A 20,519-nucleotide genomic window follows, 5' to 3' on the forward strand; every position below is an offset into this window, starting at 1 on the left:
CTTGAAATGCAAACGACAATCTTCCTCCGAACCGAAATGAGCCGTAAAACTGAATATGTTCATAATCCCTGCTTTTTGAGCGCTAATATACTAAAAATATTAGGTGTGTTTGCGGAGAATCAGTAATTTTTTAATTTATTCTTAATTCTATACATAAAATCCACGATCCGCCTGCTAAAGGGAAAACGAAACGTGTAGAAAAATGCCCCCCGCCACCAGTCAATTCGATACTGCCCAAAATCTCTCCAAGTGATTTTCTTAATGATATACCGGTTGTTGTTATTCATACACCCGACTCGTCTCCCAACCAATGCTTTCAGATAATGAGCCGATGGCGAACCAGCAAATTTCCCTAATACATCCAAGGATCTAAGTAATACAGATTCTATTTGCTTATACAAGTAATTATTCATGAATAAATCCGCATATATCATCATCACCAACTCGTGTTTACGAACGAGCTCCAACGTCTCTGCAGGCACAACCTCTCGAGTAAACATTGGCCGTACCTTTCCTTCCTTCCACATATAGCAGATAGTACGAGCGGTGGGAGCTGCCGAAAAATATTGCTCAAATACATTTCTCAACTCTACTATATACTTCAATCTTTGACTTTTTAGCATCCGCTCTTTATAAAGTAAAGCTTGGTAACTCCCTGCCTCTGTGATATTTTTCCGGTCATCTGCCACCTCTAGATAATATCCAAAAGTCGGTGGATAACCTGCATCTTGTAAAATCGTATTGATCACTTGATGGCAATGGCGGGTACCCCGCACATCAACAATAGCTGTTGAAGCATTCTCGTCGGCCAGCCCTTTCTCTCCAAAATAGGCCAAGATCAATGCTCGTTGCTCATCATGATATGTTTGAAGAATCTTTATTGCCTCCTCGGAATGGAGTAAAACTTCAAAAGCTTCCCTAGCCCGGCCACACTGTCCAACCATAGGCAACGTATCGACCAACCGGTCACACACATCATCGCAAATAAACTCAGATAACACATCACGCAGACTACTTGTCACCGCAATCATCTGATAATATGTTTGAAAAAAACATTCAAGATTATCCGTTGTTACCTCCCGAATTCCCGGGAAATAAAGGGAAGCTCGAGAAACATATAAATAGTCTAGTTCCAATTTAGGAAATTGTTTCGACAACCTCTTTGCTATTACATGGAGGATATAGCCATCCCGCGCCAAAAAAAATATTCTGTTAATCCCTCTTTTACTGGCGTCTGATAAAATACTGAAAACAAAAGGGACATAAAGTGGAGCTATCAAATCTGACGCAAAATCATTCACGACATCGTCTTGTAATGATAGCCGAACAGCCTTAGAAATCGCAGCCATGTGCTGACTGACAAACAAACCGGGAAAAATATCAGGTCGCAATAAACAGCACTCATATACAGAGAATTTATGCTTTATCAATTCCACCCTAATTCCCCACTGCTGAGGCATTTTATAATCACTATGCCTATTATCACCACAATGATACCATCGAGAGAAAGTAAGCTGATTCTCGTCCGCTATCAATTTATAAAGATTTCCCGATCGTTTAGTAACCCCATAGGTAGAAGACACATAGAGCCGATCGCCTTCTTTCCAAAAACCATGTGTCACCAACAAATCTTTCAAGAAAGAAGCAGGAAGGTACATGTCTGAGATATAATAAATATTCTCTCCTCTATCATGTAAATAATTTATCCGTTCCCATATCGAACGAACAGAGCACAATTGTTCTCGCTCTACTTCCATTTCAATCTCCGCTATTGCCTCATTCGATAAAGATGTTAAGCCTTTAAACGAACAATATTGATAGATATCCATCAAAGAGACCTCCTCTTTATCAGACAAGTTCCGAGCAGTTTGTTCTCCCTTCACTCGTATCAAAGCAAAATCGGCAAGCATACTTTCGTCGCAATTCTCTCCTAAAGTACGATAAGCCAACAAGTCGAACACATTTTTTGGAAAACCACATGCTCTAACAAAACATGTATCAAATAAATCAAATGAATAAGTTACTGAATTCATCTTTCAAAAATATAATCGGTCGAGCAAAAAATCCAAATATCACTTTCAAGCTGTAATTATCAAAAGATTTAAATGCAATCTGTATCAAATTATCACCTATCCCTACTAATTCCTAATTAAGACAAAGCAAATAGATTTTACATCATAAAATTGAATTTCAAACAGATATATTCTCAACCGTTACAAATTTTTTGTAATAAAACGCCATACATATAAAATAAATAATTGAGCTTACTACGCAAGTCAGTAATGCTCCATTCATATCCCATAAATACACCAAGAGACTAAATCCAAAAATCTTAAACGTACCACAAACAAAACTAGCATTTTTTATAAATTTACCTTCTCCATGAGATCCTAGATATCTGTTCAACATATCACCAACCCCATGTACACAATATCCTATCGCAAGCCACGAAGCATAAACACCAACTTGAGAATAGCTATCAGAGTATAAGAATTTGACAATAGGATGAATCAAAAGGATAAACGCTATACAACTCAGAATGGTCATTAATAAAGTCATCTTCAATACTTTATCTGGAATCCTAGATTGATGAGCAAACTCTTTAAAATACGTCGTTCCTATAATTGCAGGAAGCATAGACAAAGGACCTGTTACTGTTAATGCTAACGTGTAAAAACCAACATTGGTGTTGTCTTCGTTGAACATTCCCAAAGTAATGCCAGCGATATAGTTTGTTGCCACCATCACCAGCGAGCCATAATATAGCTGGATTCCATAATTTTTATTCTCTTCGTGCAGTTGTACAAATGTTGACCTTAAACCTTTAAAAGAGGGTTTAGTACTAATGATGACAATTACAGCGACAAGCGAATTAATTCCCCATTGTAATAATATCATTTTTGTGGACGTAGCTCCATAGGATGAGTAAATGATAAAACCTAAAGGAACATATAAGAGTACAGGAAGCAATGTGTTTATTGATATGCGCACTATATGATTATCCCCTTGTGCCGTAGTGTTTATATAATCATTAAAAAGAGGATATAGACAAACCGGCAATGAAACAAGAAACAAATATGCTAGCCGTGGATGAGTAATATGAAAGAAATAATTACAACCTGTTGCTATCAAAAGTATAATACTTGCAAAAATAAGGATTATTACCATACATCCTCTTATCTTCTTACTATTTTTCTCCTCACATGACAAAGCCAGTAGCCTACTACCTGACCTAGAATATCCAAATAACAACAATGATGCTATCAAGTTGATAATGTTCTGTACGTATCTCACATCCCCATAATCTATTGGGTCAAGGAATCTTGTATTAATAACAGAAGACAAGACTCCTAGCAATGTGCCTAATAATGTGGATGCATACAAGATAACGACTTGCTTGTTTTGCTTCGAAAGAGTATGATAGCTAAACATTATATCAGCTTTTTAAATCGGTACTTAAAGTATGCGACTTGCCCTACGAAATGTGCCTCTCTCAATCCTTTCCATCATTTTTGTGGGAACACTCGCTACTATACTATCGCCTAGAATATCATGAGTAGTAACTGCATTAGAAGCTACAAGAACAGATCACCGACAATTGGTGCCTGTTGATAGGATAGCATGATGCATCACCGATATTTACATTTTCACTTTCCGTTCCCTATTTCGCTTAATCAACCAATTCAAGCCAAAAGGCAGTAAACACTCAACAAGTTTATCACTAATTGAAAATCAATCACATAACAATTGAGCGGGTTTATTTTTCATGTTTAATTTGATCGTTTGAAGGGCTTTTACCCAGAAATAGACTTTCATAGTCCTTATTCCCTTCCAGTAACTGATGAAAAGCATGCGAGAGATAATCCATTGGAGACAAATTATTCAGTTTAGCCATTTCTATCAGAGTGTAATAAGTCGTAGCGACCATCATGTCGATAGTTGAGTAATTTCCCCCCATCCATTGATCATATAGTTCAACGCAGTGTTCATCATTTCACCTAAATGGATTCTTTTGTCTTTTAGCATCCGGCATGCCCTACCTAGTATCTTGTTTATCTCGGTGACATCTGCATGATTGCGTCTTTCTCTTATTTGTTCATTTGAATTTGGCTCTTACGTGACACCAACATAGACAATCTCTCCACCAAGGAGCGGTCCCCCGGTAGTCTATCACGGATAGGCTGTCCCGATCAACAATCTCTACCGGTACTTGCACCCGGTCTTGTTTATACCAACGTTCAATATGAGAATAAACGATGCCATTCATCTTATTTTTGACAATGACTAATAGCTATTGAGTGCTTACGAATGGCTCTACCTACGGTCTAAGCGGACAGATGTGAAAAACGCTTCCAATCACGATCTCAAAGCAGTGATAAGATAATCAAAATCTGGAAATGTAACTTTTAGCGTTTGCGTATCAAGCTTGGGAAACACCTTGACAAAATCTCTTACTTTGTGGTATTCTTTTCCATTTTCATTATAAATCCGAGACAATAGATCGCTCGGAAATCAAAGCTCCTCGTTTAAGGTTGCAAAAAACGGCCAACAAACAGAGATAGCGCAACGTTCCATCACTTATGTTGGAGACATGAAGGAACGCTCAAGCCCAGTCCCATCAAGCAGCAATTCTAAGTTATTGCCTATTACATTAAAGTCGAATCCTTTCACCATCGGATTGATCGGCACAAACGAACTCATTGCCTATCCCTCAGCTCGTTTAATAAATCATTTAAAATATAATCGTCACTCATCAAATGAAGTCCATACTTGCTATCATGCAACATAGAACAAGTACGCGTATCATAGAAGATGGCAAGCGCACGCTCCGGGGATATTTGCAAACGCTCCGCTAGTCGCATAATAATCCGGGCGACCTTTCTCCAAAGCACTTGCTCTCTCATACCGGCCTCCCTTCTCGTATATCATTAAGCCGCTCGCTATCAACAAAACGTAAATACTTATCGAGCAACGACTGACTCAATATACATATTTGATTATTAGGTGAGGTATATCGCAATTTACCCAATGCTTGATCAACCGTGATGATACAGAACAATCATAACTCACCTCCTCTCTCACCTCCGGATGCGGCGGCTTCCCAGTTTCGCAAGACCTCCACGACATCCTCCGCTACATGCCTCAGACTTTGGGTGTGCATGACATCATAACAATCCAACAGCAGGCGACGCACCAATCCGACCTTTTCCAAACGTCTACGCATTTCCATCGGAGAGATACTCATTTCCTTGGCAGAAGCTTCTATGGCCATCACCGCAAAATGGATCTTATCTCCTATTTCCGCTTGTCGAGTATCCATGAGTCTTATATTTATCCTTCTTTGTGGCAAAGATAATGACATTTACGATTCCTCCACACTGATCCCAATAATAATTCTTCACCTATCGCGGTTGTTCGCTCTCTTTCTGTTCCCGATTACGCCTAATCAGCCCATTCAAGCCTACATGCAATATACTCCAGCAAAAGAGATTCAAGAAAAACAAATAGGTTATATCCACACGCCATGCCAACGAGCTATTAAGCAGGATAAAGAAAGCGGAAATCGCAATGATACAAACCATCACCATCCGCACCCGCATCCCCGTGCGCAACAACTTATGATGAAAATGATTCTTATCCGGCAAGAACGGGTTCTTGTGCTCACGCAGGCGATGCAAGACCACACGGATCACGTCCAACAGCGGAACCAGCACCGTAGAGAAAGCGATCACCATGTACGGGTTGGACAATGTCGGAGAGACCTCGTTCGTCACGCTCATGTGGATGATCAGGAAACTGATCACGTAGCCCAGCGTAAGGCTGCCGGCATCCCCCATGAAAAGCTTATGCCCACGGTTGGCGTTGCCGAACACGTTGTAGCACCAAAAGGGCATAAGGATACCCAGCGTACAGATCGCCAACAAGGCGTAAACATACTGTCCACGAAGAAAGAATATAACGCTCAAGACCGACAAGGCGATACAACACAGACCCGAGGCCAAGCCGTCGATACCATCAATCAAGTTAATGGCATTTGTTATATATACCACGATAAACACCGTGAACGGCACCCCTACCCAAACCGGCACCGAGTAAATACCGAACAAGCCACCAAACGAGTCGAACCAGTTGCCTGACAGTACCAACAGAAACGCAGCGGCGATCTGCACGGCGAACTTATAGCGGTAGCCTACACCGACCAGATCGTCGCAAACACCCACCAGATAAAGTAGCGTCATGCCCACGAACAGGAACAGGTACTCATAAAGCATATTGAATGACAAGCTCGAGGTATCCATATCCCAAAAGTACAGACGAAAACCGATCACCAAGAACATCGACATCAGGATCACCGGAAAAAAGGACAGCCCACCCAGACGAGGAACCGGCATCGTATGCACCTTACGGGCGTCCGGGACATCATAGAGCCGTTTCTTATGGGAAATCACCAAGATCCTCGGGATGATCACCATGCCGAGCGATACGGCAAACAGGAAACCGAATAATAGAAACAAAGATGTTTGCATGATCCTAACGTATAAGATTAATTCTTTCCTTCATCCATCTTCCCCCGCATGTAAGCGATATACCGCTCCACGGCTTCATGGGCCAGTCGGCGGAACCGATCCTCGTCATCCAGATGTTCCCAAAGGAGGTCCAACAGACGGACATAGATGCTGAAATGCATGTCTATACCTTTTTTAAAGCGTTATAGGTACTGCCGCCCATACCTCCGGTTACGCAGACGATGGATTTGGTCAGCTTGGTGACTTTCAGCAGCGTGTCGATGTAATCACCCAGACGGGGAAAGAATTGTTGTCGGTACATATGTGATAATCGTATTAATTTCTCTGAAATCCGTACGTGTGGGGATACGGCAGTCCCGATACCTCCCGCTCGTGCCACGACCGGTAATCTTCCGCGGGGAAAACGGGGACGGTCAATCGCTTATAATCCGGCTCGTCGATCCGCAAGATATGCTTGCGGGCGTACGAACGCAGCGAGCGATCCGTTACGGACACCATCACGACCGGAAACGGATACCCGAACAGGCGCATCGGCGTGGTCTCGCTGTCCGGGAACGCACGACGCAACTGATAGGCCGAACGCTCGAAGGCGACCCAGTAAGGCCCCGTACAATACAAGTGCATGGAGGTATGGTTCGCACGCTCGCGCCCCATGATCTCGCGCAAATGGTCGTTCAGCAACGCCACCAAACGAACGCCGGAAGGAAGGGTAGACATCAAATTTGAATTATGAATTTTGGATTATGATTTAAACTGTCAACTGCCACTTCTCAACTGTCAACTGATTCGTGGCCCAGCCATCTATCATAGTCGCCCAGCCGGCGGATCAAGGATAATTTACTTTTCTTAGGCGAGGGATCGACTTGCCAAGGATCCACTAGCTCGTGTGCCATGCGACGGTAGAGAGCGTTATCCGTACAGCCGTACAAGGTGACCAGCAACAGGGCACGGGATTGCGGTGCTTTCACGACAGGCAATAAGCCGCGCATCGTGTCGTGCAAGCGAACGAAAGCCTCCTCATCGCCCGACAGCTTATAGGTCGGGAGGAGCAATGCGCACAGCTTGCAGCGCATCACGTCTGTCTCCGCACGCAAAGAGGCATATCCCCGCAGTACCTCGCCAGCCAATCGTCGATCCTCCTCACAGACACTGCCGGAAGCATGGTAACGTCCCAAGGCCTCGTGCAGGCCCTCCGACAGGCGGTCGTTGTCCAGATGGGTATAAACGTGCTTGCTCTTCGCGTTCAACTCGATCAACTCGTACTCACCCGCCTTTACCTCGAACAAGGGTACCCACATGCAATCCAGTATGCGTGCCATCACCTCCTTATGACCTCCGCCCGGCTGGATCACCACCTCGGCCTCCATCCCGGTAAAATAACCGGACGTGATGCGTACCCGATCCCCCTTCAACAAGCGGGTACTCTCCGGCACGTATACCGGGAGCTCGTTGGAGTAAGCCTCCGCCACCCAGCGCAAATTCGCCATCTCCTGATCCAAGAGGTGCGGAAAATAGGTCGTACTCCCGGAAGAGACACGGGGAAGGAAATTATACAAGGGGAGTGCCTGCTTCATGCGGAAGATTTCCTCGACCGAAGAACGGATAAACACGTAGTTGAACAGCAAAGGTCGCCTCGTGTTGACCAGCTTGCCACCCACCTTTCGTACCTCCACGTACGAGGGGGCGAAATACTCGAAAAGAGTCTCTCCCCGGCGTTCCCGCCGGGAAAGCTCCACGTCCAAGCCTTTGGAGGGACTGATCCGGTCACGCCGTCCACCCGCGGCGGTAGGAAGCGTGAGCACGTACCAGCGCACGGCTTTCAAGTCATGACGCTTGCCGACCTGTGTCAGGCCCCCCTTCGGACGATCGTTTCTCAAAATATGCGTCGGCATGATTCTCTTTTCCCTAAGATATACGAGGAGTTCCCCTCTGATTAAACGACAATTCAAAGCCCTGCCAAGCGTACCCTATTTACGCCTGACACACAGCACTTTAAGTTTTCAAATATGGCATTTCTGAAAATTACCATACCTAGTGAATATTTAGCTACTCGGGAAGTAGCGTAAAAGGAGGTGAAAATTACCCAGTTGTAGAGACGGAGCGTGCTCCGTCTCCCATCGTCTGACGGTAATTTAAATACCATTTTGAGGAGATGAGACGGGGCACGCCCCGTCTCTACAGGAATACACACAGGTTATGAGGCATGGTGGAATGATACCGGGAACAAGAGGTCATTTCACCCGCATCACCATGTCTATACGTTTAGGATAAAACGGGAAAATCAAAGAATAGAGAGGATCAAACGCCTACAATGAGTAAACAAGCGGATCTATTCGCTTGTTTTTAGTTATTTTTTACTATATTCGCGGCATGAAAGAATACGCTACTTCCCGAGTAGCTAATCTCTTACCCCACCTCGGATACCGGTTTATACACGCTCTCGAAGCAAGCCCGGTTCACCGCCGACAGACGTTCCAAGGAAAAGCTCTTCAAGTAAATTTGCGTGGTCTTGATAGACGTATGCCCCAACAGCTCGCTGATCATCTCGATCGGTACGTCCTGTTCCTTCAAGGTCGTGGCGAAAGAGTGACGGATCGTGTACGAGGTGACCGGCTCACCCACACCACAAGTCTCCGCCAGCGACCTCAAGTCGCGGTTAAAGCGCAGCAAGGCGCCGTTGTATTCCGCATAGGCCGCCTCACCCGTTTTCTTCCCGCTCAGAAACGGGAACAGGTAAGGCGAGTCCTTGTCCGTGCAAACCGCCAACTCATCCAACAAGAGCCGTACATCGGCCGGGATCTCCACCCGGATGAAAGACCCGCTCTTCTGACGGTGGTACGACAAGACCCCGTCCTTGACATTCTCTTTCCGCAAATGGGCGAAATCCACGAACGCCATCCCGCTGAACGAGAACATCAGGCAAAAACACAGCTGGGTTCTCCGCATCTCCGGCTCAACTCTCGGAGTCCCCATCAACGAGCGCAAGCTATCCAGAGGCAACGCCTTCTTCCGCTTGCTCTCCACGCCTGTAAACACCCCCTTGAACAGATTCGGGATATACGAAACCTCGCCAGCCTCCACCGCCAAGTTATAGATATGCCGGATTCGCCGCATATAGGTGGACACCGTATTGCGCATACAGCCCCGCTTCGACAGCCATGCCTGATAAAGCAAGAGCCTCTCTTTGTCTATATAGGCATAAGGGATTTCCTCCATCCCGCAAAAACACTTGAACGAGCGTAAAGCGTCCAGATAACTCTTCGCCGTGGAATAACGCCCCACCTCACGAAGGTGGGCTATATAAGCCAACATACCCCCCACCACGTCTTCTTTTTTCATATAAATCCTCCTTAAATCCTTGTTTATTCTGTTATCTTTTATTTAATCATGTCAACACCATTAACATTGGGACGAACTGTTCGTCCCGCACTTTATTTTATTAATCCGACCTTCACCGCCGTTAATCTAAGAAAAAGAATACATGAAAAATGAATTTAAAATGTCCCTTTTCGCAGCCCCGATCTCACCGGTCAAAGATAGCCTAACGGGACGAGTATCACGACCGGCTACCGTATATCCCAGTCGAGAAGTCACCTTACAGGAGGTGGTCCGACTCATCACCGGCGATCCGGCCCTCGAACGCCTCACCCGGCAGCTCCGCCTCCCGCTTGAGACGGGTGACAAGGAACGATTCAGCGAGCTGAAACGGCAAACGCTACCGTATGTCACGCCTTGCGGGACTTTCTCATACCGGAAAAGCGATCGGCTCCTGGCCCCGAGCGGATTGGTGGTTGTGGATGTAGACGGATTGGACTCTACCGCGGAGGCGGAAGCTCTCCGAAGACAGCTGTTCGACGATGCCTACCTATGCCCCGCCCTCTGCTTCATCAGCCCGAGCGAACGAGGCGTAAAGGCTTTCGTCCCCTATCCGGAACATCCCGGAAACGAGACACCCGCCTATATCTCCGAGCATATCCTAGGCGTAATGAACTACGTGGAATATGTGTATGGCGACGGAGAGACGCGAGGCTCCCAGAAAGTAGACCCGAGCGGCAAAGACATCGTCCGCTCCTGTTTCCTATGTCATGATCCCAACGCACTCTTCAGGATTTGAAATCATAACTCATAAATCATAAATTACATGTCAGACAGTTTATCCCGCTTAGTAGAAGCGGTTCGTTCGGCGGGTGTAGATATCGCCCCCGGATATTGTGAATACGTACGCTTGGCGTTTGCCATCGCCAACGATTGCGGCGAGGCAGGACGAGAAGGTTTCATCGCCCTGTGTTCCCTATCGGTGAAGTTTAACCGGGAGAAGGCCGAACGACTTTTCTCCAACTCCTTGAAAAAGGGAGACCACAGGATACACCTCGGTACGGCCTTCCATTTGGCCGAACTGGCGGGCGTACGCTTGGAGCCTCCAAGCCGCCCCCGCGATACGCACGCAAGTAATGCAAGTAATGCAAATAATGCAGCACCTGTTTCCCACACACGTGCGTGCGATAATAATGTAGAGATCGAGATCGAAGAGCAGGTCGATCCGTTCACCCACCTGCCCTTCTTCCCCGAGGGGCATGAGTGGCCCCGGATGTTGCGGCAGATCATGGCGTTCGGACAGAGCCGGGAGCAACGGGATGTACTCCTTCTGGGCGGGCTCACCACCTTGGGCGCCTCGCTCGCCCAGACGCTGCGGTTCCTATATGGAGGCAAATGGTTCTTCTCCAGTTTGCAAACCTTCGTCGTCGCTCCCCCCGCCTCCGGAAAAGGCGTGCTCGCATGGACGCGAATGCTCGTGCAACCGATCCACGACGAGATCCGGGCGACCGTGGCGGAGGAGATGAAAAGGTATAAGAAAGAGATGACCTCCTTCAATTCCTTGGGACGGGAAAAGGCGAAAGCCGAGGAGCCAGAAATGCCTCTCAACCGTATGTTTATATTCTCCGGCAACAACACCGGTACCGGTATCTTGCAGAATATCATCGACTCAGGCGGCGTGGGGATCATCTGCGAGACCGAGGCGGACATGGTCAGCAACTCCATCGCCTCGGATTATGGCCATTGGAGCGAGGTGATCCGCTGCTCGTTCGATCACGACCCGCTCAGTTACAACCGGCGGACAGACCGGGAGTATCGGGAGCTGCGGCACTCACACCTGTCGGTATTGATAAGCGGAACGCCCGGGCAGGTGAAGCCGCTGATCCCTTCCAGCGAGAACGGATTGTTCTCCCGGCAAATGTTCTATTATATGCCCCGTGTACTTCACTGGATCAACCAGTTCAGTCTACAGCGGACCGACACGTCGCTGGAGTTCCAGAAATTGGGCAAGGACTGGATCGCTCACTTGAGAGAGATCCAGAAACTGGGGGTGATCTCGCTTCGCTTGACCGACGCGCAAATCGTCTCCTTCAACGAGGTGTTCCAAACCTTGTTCGAGCGCTCCCGGAAGGGCACCGGCAACGAGATGAACAGCTCCGTCGTACGGATGGCCATCAATATCGGACGTATCCTGTCGATCGTCGCCCTATTGCGAATAACAGGGGAATGCGAGGAGGCGGGAGACTTCGCCGCCAGCCTGCGCAAGTCGCCCCGGCTCACGCCAGACCCGCAGACCTGCTCCGACAACATCAAGGACGGGATCATCACCCGCTGGGATCTCTCCATCCAAGAGGATGATTTCCAAGCGGTCCTTTCCTTGGCCGAGCCTATGTACCTACACGCCGTACACATACTCTCGTTCCTTCCCGCCAACGAGGTGAAGAACCGGGGCATGGCCGACCAAGAACGTCTCTTCATCACCTTGGATACGGGTTTCACCTATCAATCCCTCTTGGAAGAAGCCGAGAAGCTGAAGATACCCAAAAACACCGCATGCAGTTGCTTGCAACGTTGGCAGAAACAGAGAATCGTCCGAAAGGGAGAAAAACGAGGGGATTATAAGAAAACATAATCCCTCTTCCTCCTCTTCTTTTAAGTATGTACGCACGTGTGTGGGAAAACAGGTACTGCATTACTTGCATTATTTGCATTACTCGCATAAGTCGCACGCCCCACACGTACACCGGCATCGCCTCACGCCTACGCCCGTACAGGGCCACGCCGATATACGTGTGGGCTAACGTCAATATACGCATGAAGCGATGCCGATATACGCATGCGAAAGCGAACATGGAAGACCCTCGTTCAAGGACGGCCCAAATAGCGAAAGATCAGTTCCACTTGCAGGGAGGTGAAAATCCGCTGCCGGTTTTGGTAACCTGTCTCGTCCAGCTCATCGCTGAGCTTCTGATGATGTCGGACCCATCCCGCCAAGCGGTTGAGAGCGGAACTCGGACTGATATCGGGAGCATAGGCCATGGCCAACTCCCGTTTGCTATAAGGGCGCACCGGCCACCCTTCCTGATATTCGTTATTTGTCTGCATAAAATAGGTGTTTTTCAATTCATTTACAGGAATAAAGATACTGAAAAAGTACGAATCCGGCAACGATCCGATCCACTAATATTCATCTTTTATCACCTTATATACCCCGATTTCACACCGCCTCTACGAGACTCATTCCGGAGGAAACCGGAAGTCGTACATTCGTAATCGAAAACAGATCGATCCCATTTTCAATTATCAATTTTTAATTATTAAAACTATGGCATTAAATTACAGTGTGGCCCTTCGGCCCAACCCTTTGAAGAAAGACGAGCCGGCGAAAGCGTACGCCACGGCACAGGTCAATGGAGAGCTGTCGCTCAAGCAACTGAGTCGCCGGGTATCCATGCAAACCACCGTCAGCCGTGCGGACGTGGTAGCGGTATTGATCTCCACCGTCGAGAACCTGCTCGATGCCCTCCAAGAGGGAAAGCAGGTGGATTTCGGCGATTTAGGCAAATTCCGTCTACAGATACTCAACGAGGGGGCGGAGAGTCTTGAGAAATTCACATCTACAAACATCACCGGTGTCAACATCCAGTATATACCGGGTGAGGACCTGAAGAACATCTTCGCCGGACTGGAGTTCCAGCCGGTGGCCAGTCGCAAGGCTCAGCAAGCCGTGCTTCGTGCGGAGAAGGCTGGGGAGACCTCTGTCGATATCAGCAAGAAGCCCGCTTCCGGAGGGGACGACTCGGAATCGCCTGACGAGATCTAGCGTGTCACTTTTGGCTTGCACCCAATCGGTATGTCACTTTTGGCTTGACCCAAAAGTAACCAAAAGGTCAAGGCTGACGCTGACGGGCTACTTCGAGACCTGCGCTCGCTGTCGCATCCCAACTCGCTTCGCTCAAACAGGGACGCTCCTGTCGCTCACTTCGGCCGCCTCGCTTCACGCCCGTCCGCTGAGGCCGTCCAAAGGAAAGCGTCGCTTTCCTCTTATATCAGCCGGGATATCATTATTCATTGTTCACTATTAATTATTAATTATCATGAAGAAGTCTGTTTGGAGTACCATTCTCAAAGTGATCATCGCCGTTGCTACCGCCATCGCAGGGGCCTTCGGCCTGCAAGCTTGCCAATTGTTTTAGCAAGCCTCCCCCACCCGTTCCCACTCCCTAAAGAAGACAACCTCCCCAAAAGAGGACACCCTCTACCAGAAGGACAGTCTTTCTCAAGGGGCCGGCCTCTCCTCAAAGAGCCGGGAACGGCTCTCCATCCGGCCTTAGCGGGCGGGCGTAAAGCGAGGCGGCCGAAGTGAGCGACAGGAGCGTCCCTGTTTGAGCGAAGCGAGTTGGGATGCGACAGCGAGCGAAGGCCGACGAGTAGCCCGTCAGCGTCAGCCTTGAACTTTTGGTTACTTTTCTTTCAAGAGAAAAGTAACACACAAACTAAAAAAAGAATAAAAATGAAACAATATTGCTTTTACCAGAATTACAGGGAGGTTCGCCTCCTTGTAATTCATTGCAGCGCAACACGCTACGACCGGGATTTTCCCGTGGAAGCGCTTCGAAGCGCACATAAGGATCGTGGGTTCGCCGACATCGGCTATCATTACTATATCACCCGGGATGGTGAGCTGCACCGCTGCCGGCCGGAGAACCAGATCGGGGCACACGCCTCGGGCTGGAACGATCACAGTCTGGGTATTTGCTACGAGGGCGGATTGGATGAGCGAGGACTTCCCGCGGATACCCGGACGTATGCCCAGCGGTGTACCTTGATGGACCTGTTACGGCAATTACGAAGGGATTACCCGTCGGCACGTATCTTAGGACATTATCAACTCAGCACCAACATTCGCAAGGCTTGCCCCTGCTTCGACGCAGAGAAAGAATATGCGGAATTGTATTAGGCTTCGTGATATTTGAATAGGCAACAGATTTTTTCGTATGTTTGCGGACAATATAGAAAATAAACAAAAAGATACGACATGAACTACTACGAACTTAGTTTCACATACACCTCCCCTATCGAGAAAGAGATTATCAATGACGTGCTGGCCGCCGAGTTGGGGGAAATCGGTTTTGAGAGCTTTACGGAAAGCGAGAAGGGTTTGCTGGGATATATATCCGAGGCTTTATACGACAAAAAGACATTGGATGATAAACTGGTCGACTTTCCGCTAGAGAATACCCGGATCGATTACACCTCCAAATGGGTAGAAAGCAAGGACTGGAATGAGGAATGGGAGAAGAATTATTTCAAACCCATCCGGATCGGAAGCGAATGCATCATCCGTGCCTCCTTCCACGAGGCGGAGCCCGGCTATACATATAATATAATAATAGACCCGAAAATGGCTTTCGGCACCGGCAATCACGAAACGACTTATTTGATGATAAGCGAGATGCTGAAACTAGACCTAGAAGGCAAGGAGCTACTGGATATGGGATGCGGCACAGCCGTGCTGGCCATCTTGGCCCGGCTGAAAGGGGCGAAACGGGTAGCGGCCATCGACATCGACGAATGGGCTTATAACAACGCCCTAGAGAATATCCGCCTGAATCATACCGAAGACATACAAGTTGCCTTGGGCGGCGCCGAGAAAATCAAGGAATTCGGACTATTCGACATCGTCTTTGCCAATATCAACCGGAACATCCTCCTGAATGACATTTGTCAATATACAAACAGTATGAAACAGGGAAGCATCCTATTTATGAGCGGCTTTTATGTAGAAGATATCCCGGCGATAGAAGCTGAATGTCAGAAAAACGGGCTGAAATTGGATTCTTATAACGAAAGAAATAACTGGGTTGCCGTGAAGGTCTTAAAAGGATAACTTTTTTTAACAACAAAAGTTAAGACAAGGATAAACCTTAATCCAAATAAATACGTTATCTTAGTGGAAACTTCTAAAAAGAAAAAGTTATGAAAAGCGTAGATTCAAAATTATTACTTGGCCTTGTAGTAGGCGCGGCTGTTGGTGCCGCTGTAGGTTATTTGGCAGCGACAGATAAGAGAGAACAATTACTGGAAGAATTGAACGGTGTTGTCGGAAAAGTAAAAGAAGGTTTTAACTCCGCTCTTGCCAAATATAAAGAAGGAAAGCAAGAAGTAGTACAGGCAACAGAAGAAATCGTAGCTGAATAAGCTTTGTATGGAGAAAGATTCAGGAACAGTCTTCCGTGAGCTGAAAGAAGATGTATCGGCTTATGTGGAGTTAAAACTTGAGCTCCTAAAGTTGAGTACATATGAGAGAACGGGTAAAGTCATAGCCGTTCTCTCATATGGCTTGATATTATTGTTTTTGGCATTCTTCGCCATCTTGTTCATATTCTTGGCCTTGGGCTTCTTCCTAGGGGATTGGCTCGGCTCCTCCGGGTTCGGATTCGGTATCGTGGCGGTCTTGTACCTGCTACTTATCGGCATTATAATAATGAATAGGGACAGGATCAGCACAAAAGTATTAAATGAGGTAATAGCCGCCATGACGGCGAATGACGATAAAAATAATGCGACAAACGATGAACAACCAGCAAACCCCACTGGAGAAACTGATTTCTGACAAAGAACGCATACAGAGACAATGTAAGCGGCAGGAACAGAAATTGAATGAGGATTTCTCTTATATACAGGAGAACGCCGGAAGTTTGTTGTTATCCGGACTATCGTCTCTCCTTTTCCCTAGCAATAAGTCAACGACAAAAACAAACGACAAGAACACAGCTCCCGTAACGGCCGGACAACCCTCCATCGCTTTAGGGATCTCAGACTATTTATCCATAGCGAAAGGTATGATTCCCATCGCTTGGGATCTCGCTCAACCATTTATTATGACGTGGGGAATCAAAAAAGCGAAAAAATGGTTCTCAAATCTCTTATTCAAGAAAAAGAAATAACCTCCAACAATTAATTTATGTTAGAGGGCAGTTTTTTTCTCGCTATATTATAAGGCTCAATACAAAAAACATGACTACATTTGCAGTCGTTAAAGCAAGGATAAAATGAATATCTACTCCTTGCGATGGATAAGAGATAAAAATAAAGACTTATTATTAATAAACCCATAAAAAGTTTTATTACAATGATCAAACTAGGTATTAACGGTTTTGGCCGTATCGGACGTATGGTGTTCCGTGCTGCAGTTGCTAACTTTGGCAACGATATTCAAGTTGTAGGTATCAACGACCTTTTGGATGCTGATTACTTGGCATACATGTTGAAATATGACTCAGTACACGGTCGTTTCGACGGCGAAGTAGCTGTAGAAGACGGCGCTTTGGTTGTAAACGGTAACAAGATCCGTTTAACTGCTGAGATGGATCCTGCTAACTTGAAATGGAACGAGGTTGACGCTGACGTTGTTGTTGAGTCTACTGGTTTCTTCTTGACAGACGAGACAGCTCGCAAGCACATCCAAGCTGGCGCTAAGAAAGTTATCATGTCTGCTCCTTCTAAGGACGCTACTCCTATGTTCGTTTACGGTGTTAACCATACAACTTACGCAGGTCAAGACATTATCTCTAACGCTTCTTGTACTACAAACTGCTTGGCTCCTATCGCTAAGGTTTTGAACGACAAGTTCGGTATCGTTAAAGGTTTGATGACGACAGTTCACGCTGCTACAGCTACTCAGAAGACTGTAGACGGTCCTTCTAAGAAAGACTGGAGAGGTGGTCGTGGTATCCTTGAGAACATCATCCCTTCTTCAACGGGTGCCGCTAAGGCTGTAGGTAAAGTATTACCTGTATTGAACGGCAAATTGACAGGTATGGCTTTCCGTGTACCGACTTCTGATGTTTCTGTTGTTGACTTGACAGTAGTTCTTGAGAAAGAGGCTTCTATGGCTGACATCTGCGCTGCAATGAAGGAAGCTTCTGAAGGCGAATTGAAAGGTGTTCTTGGTTATACTGAAGACGCAGTTGTTTCAACTGACTTCCGTGGCTGTGCTAACACTTCTATCTTCGACGCTAAAGCTGGTATCTCTTTGGATTCTAACTTCGCTAAGATCGTATCTTGGTACGACAACGAGTGGGGTTATTCAAACAAAGTTTGTGAGATGGCTCGCGTTATCGCTGGTAAGTAATTTATTACCACTCTACATAGAAAAGGCTATCCTCTTTGAGGATGGCCTTTTTTTTCGTACGTTTGTATCATGAAATCATATGAACTTATCACGATTCTAGGGCCTACGGCTTCCGGAAAGACGACCTTCGCCGCCGCTCTCGCCGCCCAGTTGGATACGGAGATCATCAGCGCTGATTCCCGGCAGATCTATCGTTCTATGGATATCGGGACGGGTAAGGATTTGGCCGATTACAACGTGAATGGAAAACAAATCCCCTATCACTTGATCGATATCTGCGAGCCCGGCTATAAATATAACGTATTTGAGTATCAGCATGACTTTTTCCGGGTCTATGAGGATATGAAGCGGAGGGGTAAACTCCCGATCTTATGCGGAGGAACCGGGATGTACATAGAGGCCGTATTAAAAGGATATAAGCTATTAGACGTGCCTCAAAATCCTGAGCTAAGGGAATCCTTGAGGAATAAAACCTTGGAGGAGCTGGAAACCATCCTCGCCTCTTATAAGATATTACATAATAAAACGGACGTGGACACCGCCCAGCGGGCTATCCGTGCGATCGAGATCGAGGAGTATTATAAGACTCAGGCACCAGACGTAAATGAATATAATCCGATCAACAGCCTGATCATCGGTATCCACATCGACCGGGAATTACGTAGGGAAAAAATATCCAGACGCTTGCGGACCCGGTTGGACGAAGGAATGGTGGATGAGGTTCGTACGATCTTGGCTACGGGTGTTAAACCGGAGGACCTGATCTATTACGGATTGGAATATAAGTTTCTTACTTTATATATTATCGGGGAACTTTCTTTTGAGGAGATGGTCTCGCAACTCGAGATAGCGATCCATCAATTCGCCAAGAGGCAAATGACTTGGTTCCGGGGCATGGAACGCCGGGGTTGCGAGATTCATTGGATAGACGCCATCCTACCGACCGAAGAAAAAATAGCGACAACAATGCGAATTCTAAATAATCAGCTATGATAACAATAAACGATCTAAATAAAAGCGAGAACTTCTTCTTGATGGCAGGTCCTTGCGTAATCGAGGGGGAAGATATGGCGTTACGTATCGCCGAGAAAATAGTGGGTATCACGGAAAGACTGCATATACCCTATGTATTCAAAGGCTCCTATCGGAAAGCGAATCGCTCCCGTCTGGATTCTTTCACGGGCATCGGGGATGAGAAGGCGTTAAAGATCTTACGGAAGGTGGGCGAGACGTTCAATATTCCCACCGTTACCGACATCCATGAGACAACGGAAGCTGCCATGGCCGCCGAATATGTCGATGTCCTTCAAATCCCGGCTTTCCTATGCCGTCAAACTGACTTATTGGTAGCGGCGGCCGAGACCGGGAAAATCGTCAATATAAAGAAAGGACAGTTCCTTTCGCCGGGTGCCATGCAATTCGCCGTACAAAAGGTAGTGGACGCGGGAAATGATAATGTCATGATCACCGAGCGGGGAACGACATTCGGCTATACCGACCTTGTTGTCGATTTCCGGGGTATCCCGCAAATGCAAACATTCGGTTTCCCAGTCATTATGGATGTAACCCATTCCTTGCAGCAACCGAACCAAACCTCCGGCGTGACCGGTGGATTGCCCGCCCTTATCGAGACGATAGCGAAAGCCGCTATAGCCATAGGCACGGACGGCCTGTTTATAGAGACCCACCCGGAGCCAAGCCAAGCCAAATCCGACGGGGCCAATATGCTCAGACTGGATTTATTAGAAGATCTTTTGACACGTTTGGTACGTCTACGCCAAGCGATCCTATAAAAAATAAGGGGCCCTTACTAAAAAGGCCCCTTTATTTCTTATTTTTACGATCAATAATCTAATTATCCCATCTTGCTGATCTTCTTCAACCGATCTTCATCTATCAACTTAATCTTTCTACCGTCTAAAGCAATGATACGTTCCGCCACAAAGGTGGACAACGTGCGAATAGCATTCGATGTAGTCATATTAGATAGATTTGCCAGATCTTCACGAGCCAAATAGATGCTTAACGTAGCACCGTCTTCTTCCAGCCCGTAACTATCTTTCAGGAATAACAAAGATTCAGCCAATCGCCCACGAATATGTTTTTGCGTAAGGTTAACCGTACGTTCATCCGAGATACCGAGATCAATGGATAATTGTCGGATGAAAAACATAGCCAAATTCGGATTGCTCATTAAAAGGCCCGTAACCACTGTCATAGGAATCATGCAAACCGTAGAAGCCTCGAATGCGGAAGCGTTCGTCAAGTAATCTTCTTGAGCGAAACTAGCCCGGTAACCAAAATACTGCACAGGCTTAATCATTCGGATAATCTGGCTTCTGCCACCTACTCCATCCTTGTAAATCTTCACTTTACCCTTTAACAAGCACATCATGTCCTTTGGTTCGTCGCCCTCGCAATAAATCAACTCATTACGTTTGAAATGCTGGATCGTCGAATTACTACGGAGGATCTCACGTTCCTTATCAGTCAGAACCCTCCACACCTCTGATAAACTGGCCGATAAATCGACCTCTTCT

General features: G+C 46.7%; 25 protein-coding genes. 12 read left to right on the forward strand and 13 right to left on the reverse strand.

All coding sequences use genetic code 11. The annotated features are described in order from the left end of the window. Window positions 1–119 precede the first annotated feature (119 nt). The 11 genes from NBH16_RS06485 to NBH16_RS06535 form a co-directional block, all read right to left on the reverse strand. Complete coding sequence (locus tag NBH16_RS06485; RefSeq protein ID WP_250788243.1) at window positions 120–2,033, reverse strand: hypothetical protein; 1,914 nt, start codon at window positions 2,031–2,033, stop codon at window positions 120–122. A gap of 157 nt (window positions 2,034–2,190) precedes the next feature. Then, on the reverse strand, window positions 2,191–3,432 hold the full coding sequence (locus tag NBH16_RS06490; RefSeq protein WP_122144297.1) for a lipopolysaccharide biosynthesis protein: 1,242 nt from the start codon (window positions 3,430–3,432) through the stop codon (window positions 2,191–2,193). A 664-nt stretch (window positions 3,433–4,096) separates the two neighbouring features. Beyond that, the gene (locus tag NBH16_RS06495) at window positions 4,097–4,267 is read right to left on the reverse strand and encodes a hypothetical protein (RefSeq protein WP_158532955.1); all 171 of its coding nucleotides are present in this window, start codon (window positions 4,265–4,267) and stop codon (window positions 4,097–4,099) included. Window positions 4,268–4,697: 430 nt separating this feature from the next. Next, window positions 4,698–4,904: a DUF3791 domain-containing protein gene (locus NBH16_RS06500; protein ID WP_122144295.1), complete on the reverse strand. Its 207-nt coding sequence runs from the start codon at window positions 4,902–4,904 to the stop codon at window positions 4,698–4,700. Window positions 4,905–5,059: 155 nt separating this feature from the next. Beyond that, the gene (locus NBH16_RS06505) at window positions 5,060–5,320 is read right to left on the reverse strand and encodes a DUF3791 domain-containing protein (protein WP_122144294.1); all 261 of its coding nucleotides are present in this window, start codon (window positions 5,318–5,320) and stop codon (window positions 5,060–5,062) included. An 82-nt stretch (window positions 5,321–5,402) separates the two neighbouring features. Beyond that, complete coding sequence (locus NBH16_RS06510; protein ID WP_122144293.1) at window positions 5,403–6,527, reverse strand: MraY family glycosyltransferase; 1,125 nt, start codon at window positions 6,525–6,527, stop codon at window positions 5,403–5,405. Window positions 6,528–6,544: 17 nt separating this feature from the next. Continuing rightward, entirely contained in the window at window positions 6,545–6,688 is a 144-nt protein-coding gene (locus NBH16_RS06515) for a hypothetical protein (protein WP_005865985.1), read from the reverse strand. 2 nt (window positions 6,689–6,690) lie between these two features. Continuing rightward, window positions 6,691–6,828: a hypothetical protein gene (locus NBH16_RS06520; RefSeq protein ID WP_005861865.1), complete on the reverse strand. Its 138-nt coding sequence runs from the start codon at window positions 6,826–6,828 to the stop codon at window positions 6,691–6,693. A gap of 14 nt (window positions 6,829–6,842) precedes the next feature. Continuing rightward, window positions 6,843–7,244 (reverse strand): hypothetical protein, encoded by a 402-nt coding sequence (locus tag NBH16_RS06525; protein ID WP_005865983.1) that lies wholly within the window; start codon window positions 7,242–7,244, stop codon window positions 6,843–6,845. A gap of 53 nt (window positions 7,245–7,297) precedes the next feature. Further along, entirely contained in the window at window positions 7,298–8,419 is a 1,122-nt protein-coding gene (locus NBH16_RS06530; protein ID WP_227713782.1) for a transcriptional regulator, read from the reverse strand. Window positions 8,420–8,933: 514 nt separating this feature from the next. Further along, on the reverse strand, window positions 8,934–9,866 hold the full coding sequence (locus tag NBH16_RS06535) for a tyrosine-type recombinase/integrase (protein ID WP_044545355.1): 933 nt from the start codon (window positions 9,864–9,866) through the stop codon (window positions 8,934–8,936). Window positions 9,867–10,008: 142 nt separating this feature from the next. Between NBH16_RS06535 and NBH16_RS06540 the strand changes: the two genes are divergently transcribed. Further along, a complete protein-coding gene (locus NBH16_RS06540) occupies window positions 10,009–10,641 on the forward strand; it encodes a BT4734/BF3469 family protein (protein ID WP_008778054.1) in 633 nt (210 codons plus the stop codon). Window positions 10,642–10,668: 27 nt separating this feature from the next. Beyond that, window positions 10,669–12,474, forward strand: coding sequence for a DUF3987 domain-containing protein (locus NBH16_RS06545; RefSeq protein ID WP_005865975.1), 1,806 nt, complete (start codon window positions 10,669–10,671; stop codon window positions 12,472–12,474). A gap of 233 nt (window positions 12,475–12,707) precedes the next feature. Here NBH16_RS06545 and NBH16_RS06550 read toward each other — a convergent pair whose 3' ends face one another. Further along, window positions 12,708–12,947 (reverse strand): DUF4248 domain-containing protein, encoded by a 240-nt coding sequence (locus NBH16_RS06550; RefSeq protein WP_005865973.1) that lies wholly within the window; start codon window positions 12,945–12,947, stop codon window positions 12,708–12,710. A gap of 220 nt (window positions 12,948–13,167) precedes the next feature. Here NBH16_RS06550 and NBH16_RS06555 point away from each other — a divergent pair, with 220 nt between their 5' ends. From NBH16_RS06555 to kdsA, 10 genes are all read left to right on the forward strand, one after another. Then, window positions 13,168–13,665, forward strand: a complete 498-nt coding sequence (locus NBH16_RS06555) for an HU family DNA-binding protein (protein WP_005865971.1) — start codon at window positions 13,168–13,170, stop codon at window positions 13,663–13,665. Between the two features lie 274 nt (window positions 13,666–13,939). After that, window positions 13,940–14,038, forward strand: coding sequence for a smalltalk protein (locus tag NBH16_RS06560; protein WP_005861849.1), 99 nt, complete (start codon window positions 13,940–13,942; stop codon window positions 14,036–14,038). 317 nt (window positions 14,039–14,355) lie between these two features. Then, entirely contained in the window at window positions 14,356–14,802 is a 447-nt protein-coding gene (locus NBH16_RS06565; protein WP_005865969.1) for an N-acetylmuramoyl-L-alanine amidase, read from the forward strand. Between the two features lie 78 nt (window positions 14,803–14,880). Beyond that, complete coding sequence (gene prmA / locus NBH16_RS06570) at window positions 14,881–15,732, forward strand: 50S ribosomal protein L11 methyltransferase (RefSeq protein WP_005865966.1); 852 nt, start codon at window positions 14,881–14,883, stop codon at window positions 15,730–15,732. 89 nt (window positions 15,733–15,821) lie between these two features. Next, a complete protein-coding gene (locus NBH16_RS06575) occupies window positions 15,822–16,043 on the forward strand; it encodes a YtxH domain-containing protein (protein WP_005861840.1) in 222 nt (73 codons plus the stop codon). Window positions 16,044–16,050: 7 nt separating this feature from the next. Beyond that, window positions 16,051–16,458: a phage holin family protein gene (locus tag NBH16_RS06580; RefSeq protein ID WP_005861838.1), complete on the forward strand. Its 408-nt coding sequence runs from the start codon at window positions 16,051–16,053 to the stop codon at window positions 16,456–16,458. Beyond that, window positions 16,418–16,792, forward strand: a complete 375-nt coding sequence (locus tag NBH16_RS06585) for a hypothetical protein (protein ID WP_005865964.1) — start codon at window positions 16,418–16,420, stop codon at window positions 16,790–16,792. Before NBH16_RS06580 ends, NBH16_RS06585 begins: the two co-directional genes overlap by 41 nt. Before the next feature lie 185 nt (window positions 16,793–16,977). Next, entirely contained in the window at window positions 16,978–17,979 is a 1,002-nt protein-coding gene (gene gap, locus NBH16_RS06590; RefSeq protein ID WP_005861834.1) for a type I glyceraldehyde-3-phosphate dehydrogenase, read from the forward strand. A 69-nt stretch (window positions 17,980–18,048) separates the two neighbouring features. Further along, the gene (miaA, locus tag NBH16_RS06595) at window positions 18,049–18,972 is read left to right on the forward strand and encodes a tRNA (adenosine(37)-N6)-dimethylallyltransferase MiaA (RefSeq protein ID WP_154395334.1); all 924 of its coding nucleotides are present in this window, start codon (window positions 18,049–18,051) and stop codon (window positions 18,970–18,972) included. Then, window positions 18,969–19,772, forward strand: coding sequence for a 3-deoxy-8-phosphooctulonate synthase (gene kdsA / locus NBH16_RS06600; protein ID WP_009018552.1), 804 nt, complete (start codon window positions 18,969–18,971; stop codon window positions 19,770–19,772). The genes miaA and kdsA overlap by 4 nt, the downstream gene beginning before the upstream one ends. Before the next feature lie 62 nt (window positions 19,773–19,834). Here kdsA and NBH16_RS06605 read toward each other — a convergent pair whose 3' ends face one another. Further along, window positions 19,835–20,485: a Crp/Fnr family transcriptional regulator gene (locus tag NBH16_RS06605; protein WP_369799702.1), complete on the reverse strand. Its 651-nt coding sequence runs from the start codon at window positions 20,483–20,485 to the stop codon at window positions 19,835–19,837. Window positions 20,486–20,519: the final 34 nt, after the last annotated feature.

Origin of the sequence: Parabacteroides sp. Y3-G-102, from assembly GCF_023656845.1 — a bacterium.
GTDB classification, from domain to species: Bacteria; Bacteroidota; Bacteroidia; order Bacteroidales; family Tannerellaceae; genus Parabacteroides; species Parabacteroides distasonis.

Bases quoted from the DNA above. Each gene is read 5' to 3' on its own strand.
- NBH16_RS06525 (WP_005865983.1), bottom strand. From the start codon at position 7,244: ATGTCTACCCTTCCTTCCGGCGTTCGTTTGGTGGCGTTGCTGAACGAC.
- NBH16_RS06565 (WP_005865969.1), top strand. From the start codon at position 14,356: ATGAAACAATATTGCTTTTACCAGAATTACAGGGAGGTTCGCCTCCTT.
- NBH16_RS06510 (WP_122144293.1), bottom strand. From the start codon at position 6,527: ATGCAAACATCTTTGTTTCTATTATTCGGTTTCCTGTTTGCCGTATCG.
- NBH16_RS06530 (WP_227713782.1), bottom strand. From the start codon at position 8,419: ATGCCGACGCATATTTTGAGAAACGATCGTCCGAAGGGGGGCCTGACA.
- NBH16_RS06485 (WP_250788243.1), bottom strand. From the start codon at position 2,033: ATGAATTCAGTAACTTATTCATTTGATTTATTTGATACATGTTTTGTT.
- kdsA (WP_009018552.1), top strand. From the start codon at position 18,969: ATGATAACAATAAACGATCTAAATAAAAGCGAGAACTTCTTCTTGATG.
- NBH16_RS06535 (WP_044545355.1), bottom strand. From the start codon at position 9,866: ATGAAAAAAGAAGACGTGGTGGGGGGTATGTTGGCTTATATAGCCCAC.
- prmA (WP_005865966.1), top strand. From the start codon at position 14,881: ATGAACTACTACGAACTTAGTTTCACATACACCTCCCCTATCGAGAAA.
- NBH16_RS06545 (WP_005865975.1), top strand. From the start codon at position 10,669: ATGTCAGACAGTTTATCCCGCTTAGTAGAAGCGGTTCGTTCGGCGGGT.
- NBH16_RS06575 (WP_005861840.1), top strand. From the start codon at position 15,822: ATGAAAAGCGTAGATTCAAAATTATTACTTGGCCTTGTAGTAGGCGCG.
- miaA (WP_154395334.1), top strand. From the start codon at position 18,049: ATGAAATCATATGAACTTATCACGATTCTAGGGCCTACGGCTTCCGGA.
- NBH16_RS06520 (WP_005861865.1), bottom strand. From the start codon at position 6,828: ATGTACCGACAACAATTCTTTCCCCGTCTGGGTGATTACATCGACACG.
- NBH16_RS06515 (WP_005865985.1), bottom strand. From the start codon at position 6,688: ATGCATTTCAGCATCTATGTCCGTCTGTTGGACCTCCTTTGGGAACAT.
- NBH16_RS06490 (WP_122144297.1), bottom strand. From the start codon at position 3,432: ATGTTTAGCTATCATACTCTTTCGAAGCAAAACAAGCAAGTCGTTATC.
- NBH16_RS06495 (WP_158532955.1), bottom strand. From the start codon at position 4,267: ATGAATGGCATCGTTTATTCTCATATTGAACGTTGGTATAAACAAGAC.
- NBH16_RS06560 (WP_005861849.1), top strand. From the start codon at position 13,940: ATGAAGAAGTCTGTTTGGAGTACCATTCTCAAAGTGATCATCGCCGTT.
- NBH16_RS06550 (WP_005865973.1), bottom strand. From the start codon at position 12,947: ATGCAGACAAATAACGAATATCAGGAAGGGTGGCCGGTGCGCCCTTAT.
- NBH16_RS06505 (WP_122144294.1), bottom strand. From the start codon at position 5,320: ATGGATACTCGACAAGCGGAAATAGGAGATAAGATCCATTTTGCGGTG.
- gap (WP_005861834.1), top strand. From the start codon at position 16,978: ATGATCAAACTAGGTATTAACGGTTTTGGCCGTATCGGACGTATGGTG.
- NBH16_RS06555 (WP_005865971.1), top strand. From the start codon at position 13,168: ATGGCATTAAATTACAGTGTGGCCCTTCGGCCCAACCCTTTGAAGAAA.
- NBH16_RS06540 (WP_008778054.1), top strand. From the start codon at position 10,009: ATGAAAAATGAATTTAAAATGTCCCTTTTCGCAGCCCCGATCTCACCG.
- NBH16_RS06580 (WP_005861838.1), top strand. From the start codon at position 16,051: ATGGAGAAAGATTCAGGAACAGTCTTCCGTGAGCTGAAAGAAGATGTA.
- NBH16_RS06585 (WP_005865964.1), top strand. From the start codon at position 16,418: ATGAACAACCAGCAAACCCCACTGGAGAAACTGATTTCTGACAAAGAA.
- NBH16_RS06500 (WP_122144295.1), bottom strand. From the start codon at position 4,904: ATGAGAGAGCAAGTGCTTTGGAGAAAGGTCGCCCGGATTATTATGCGA.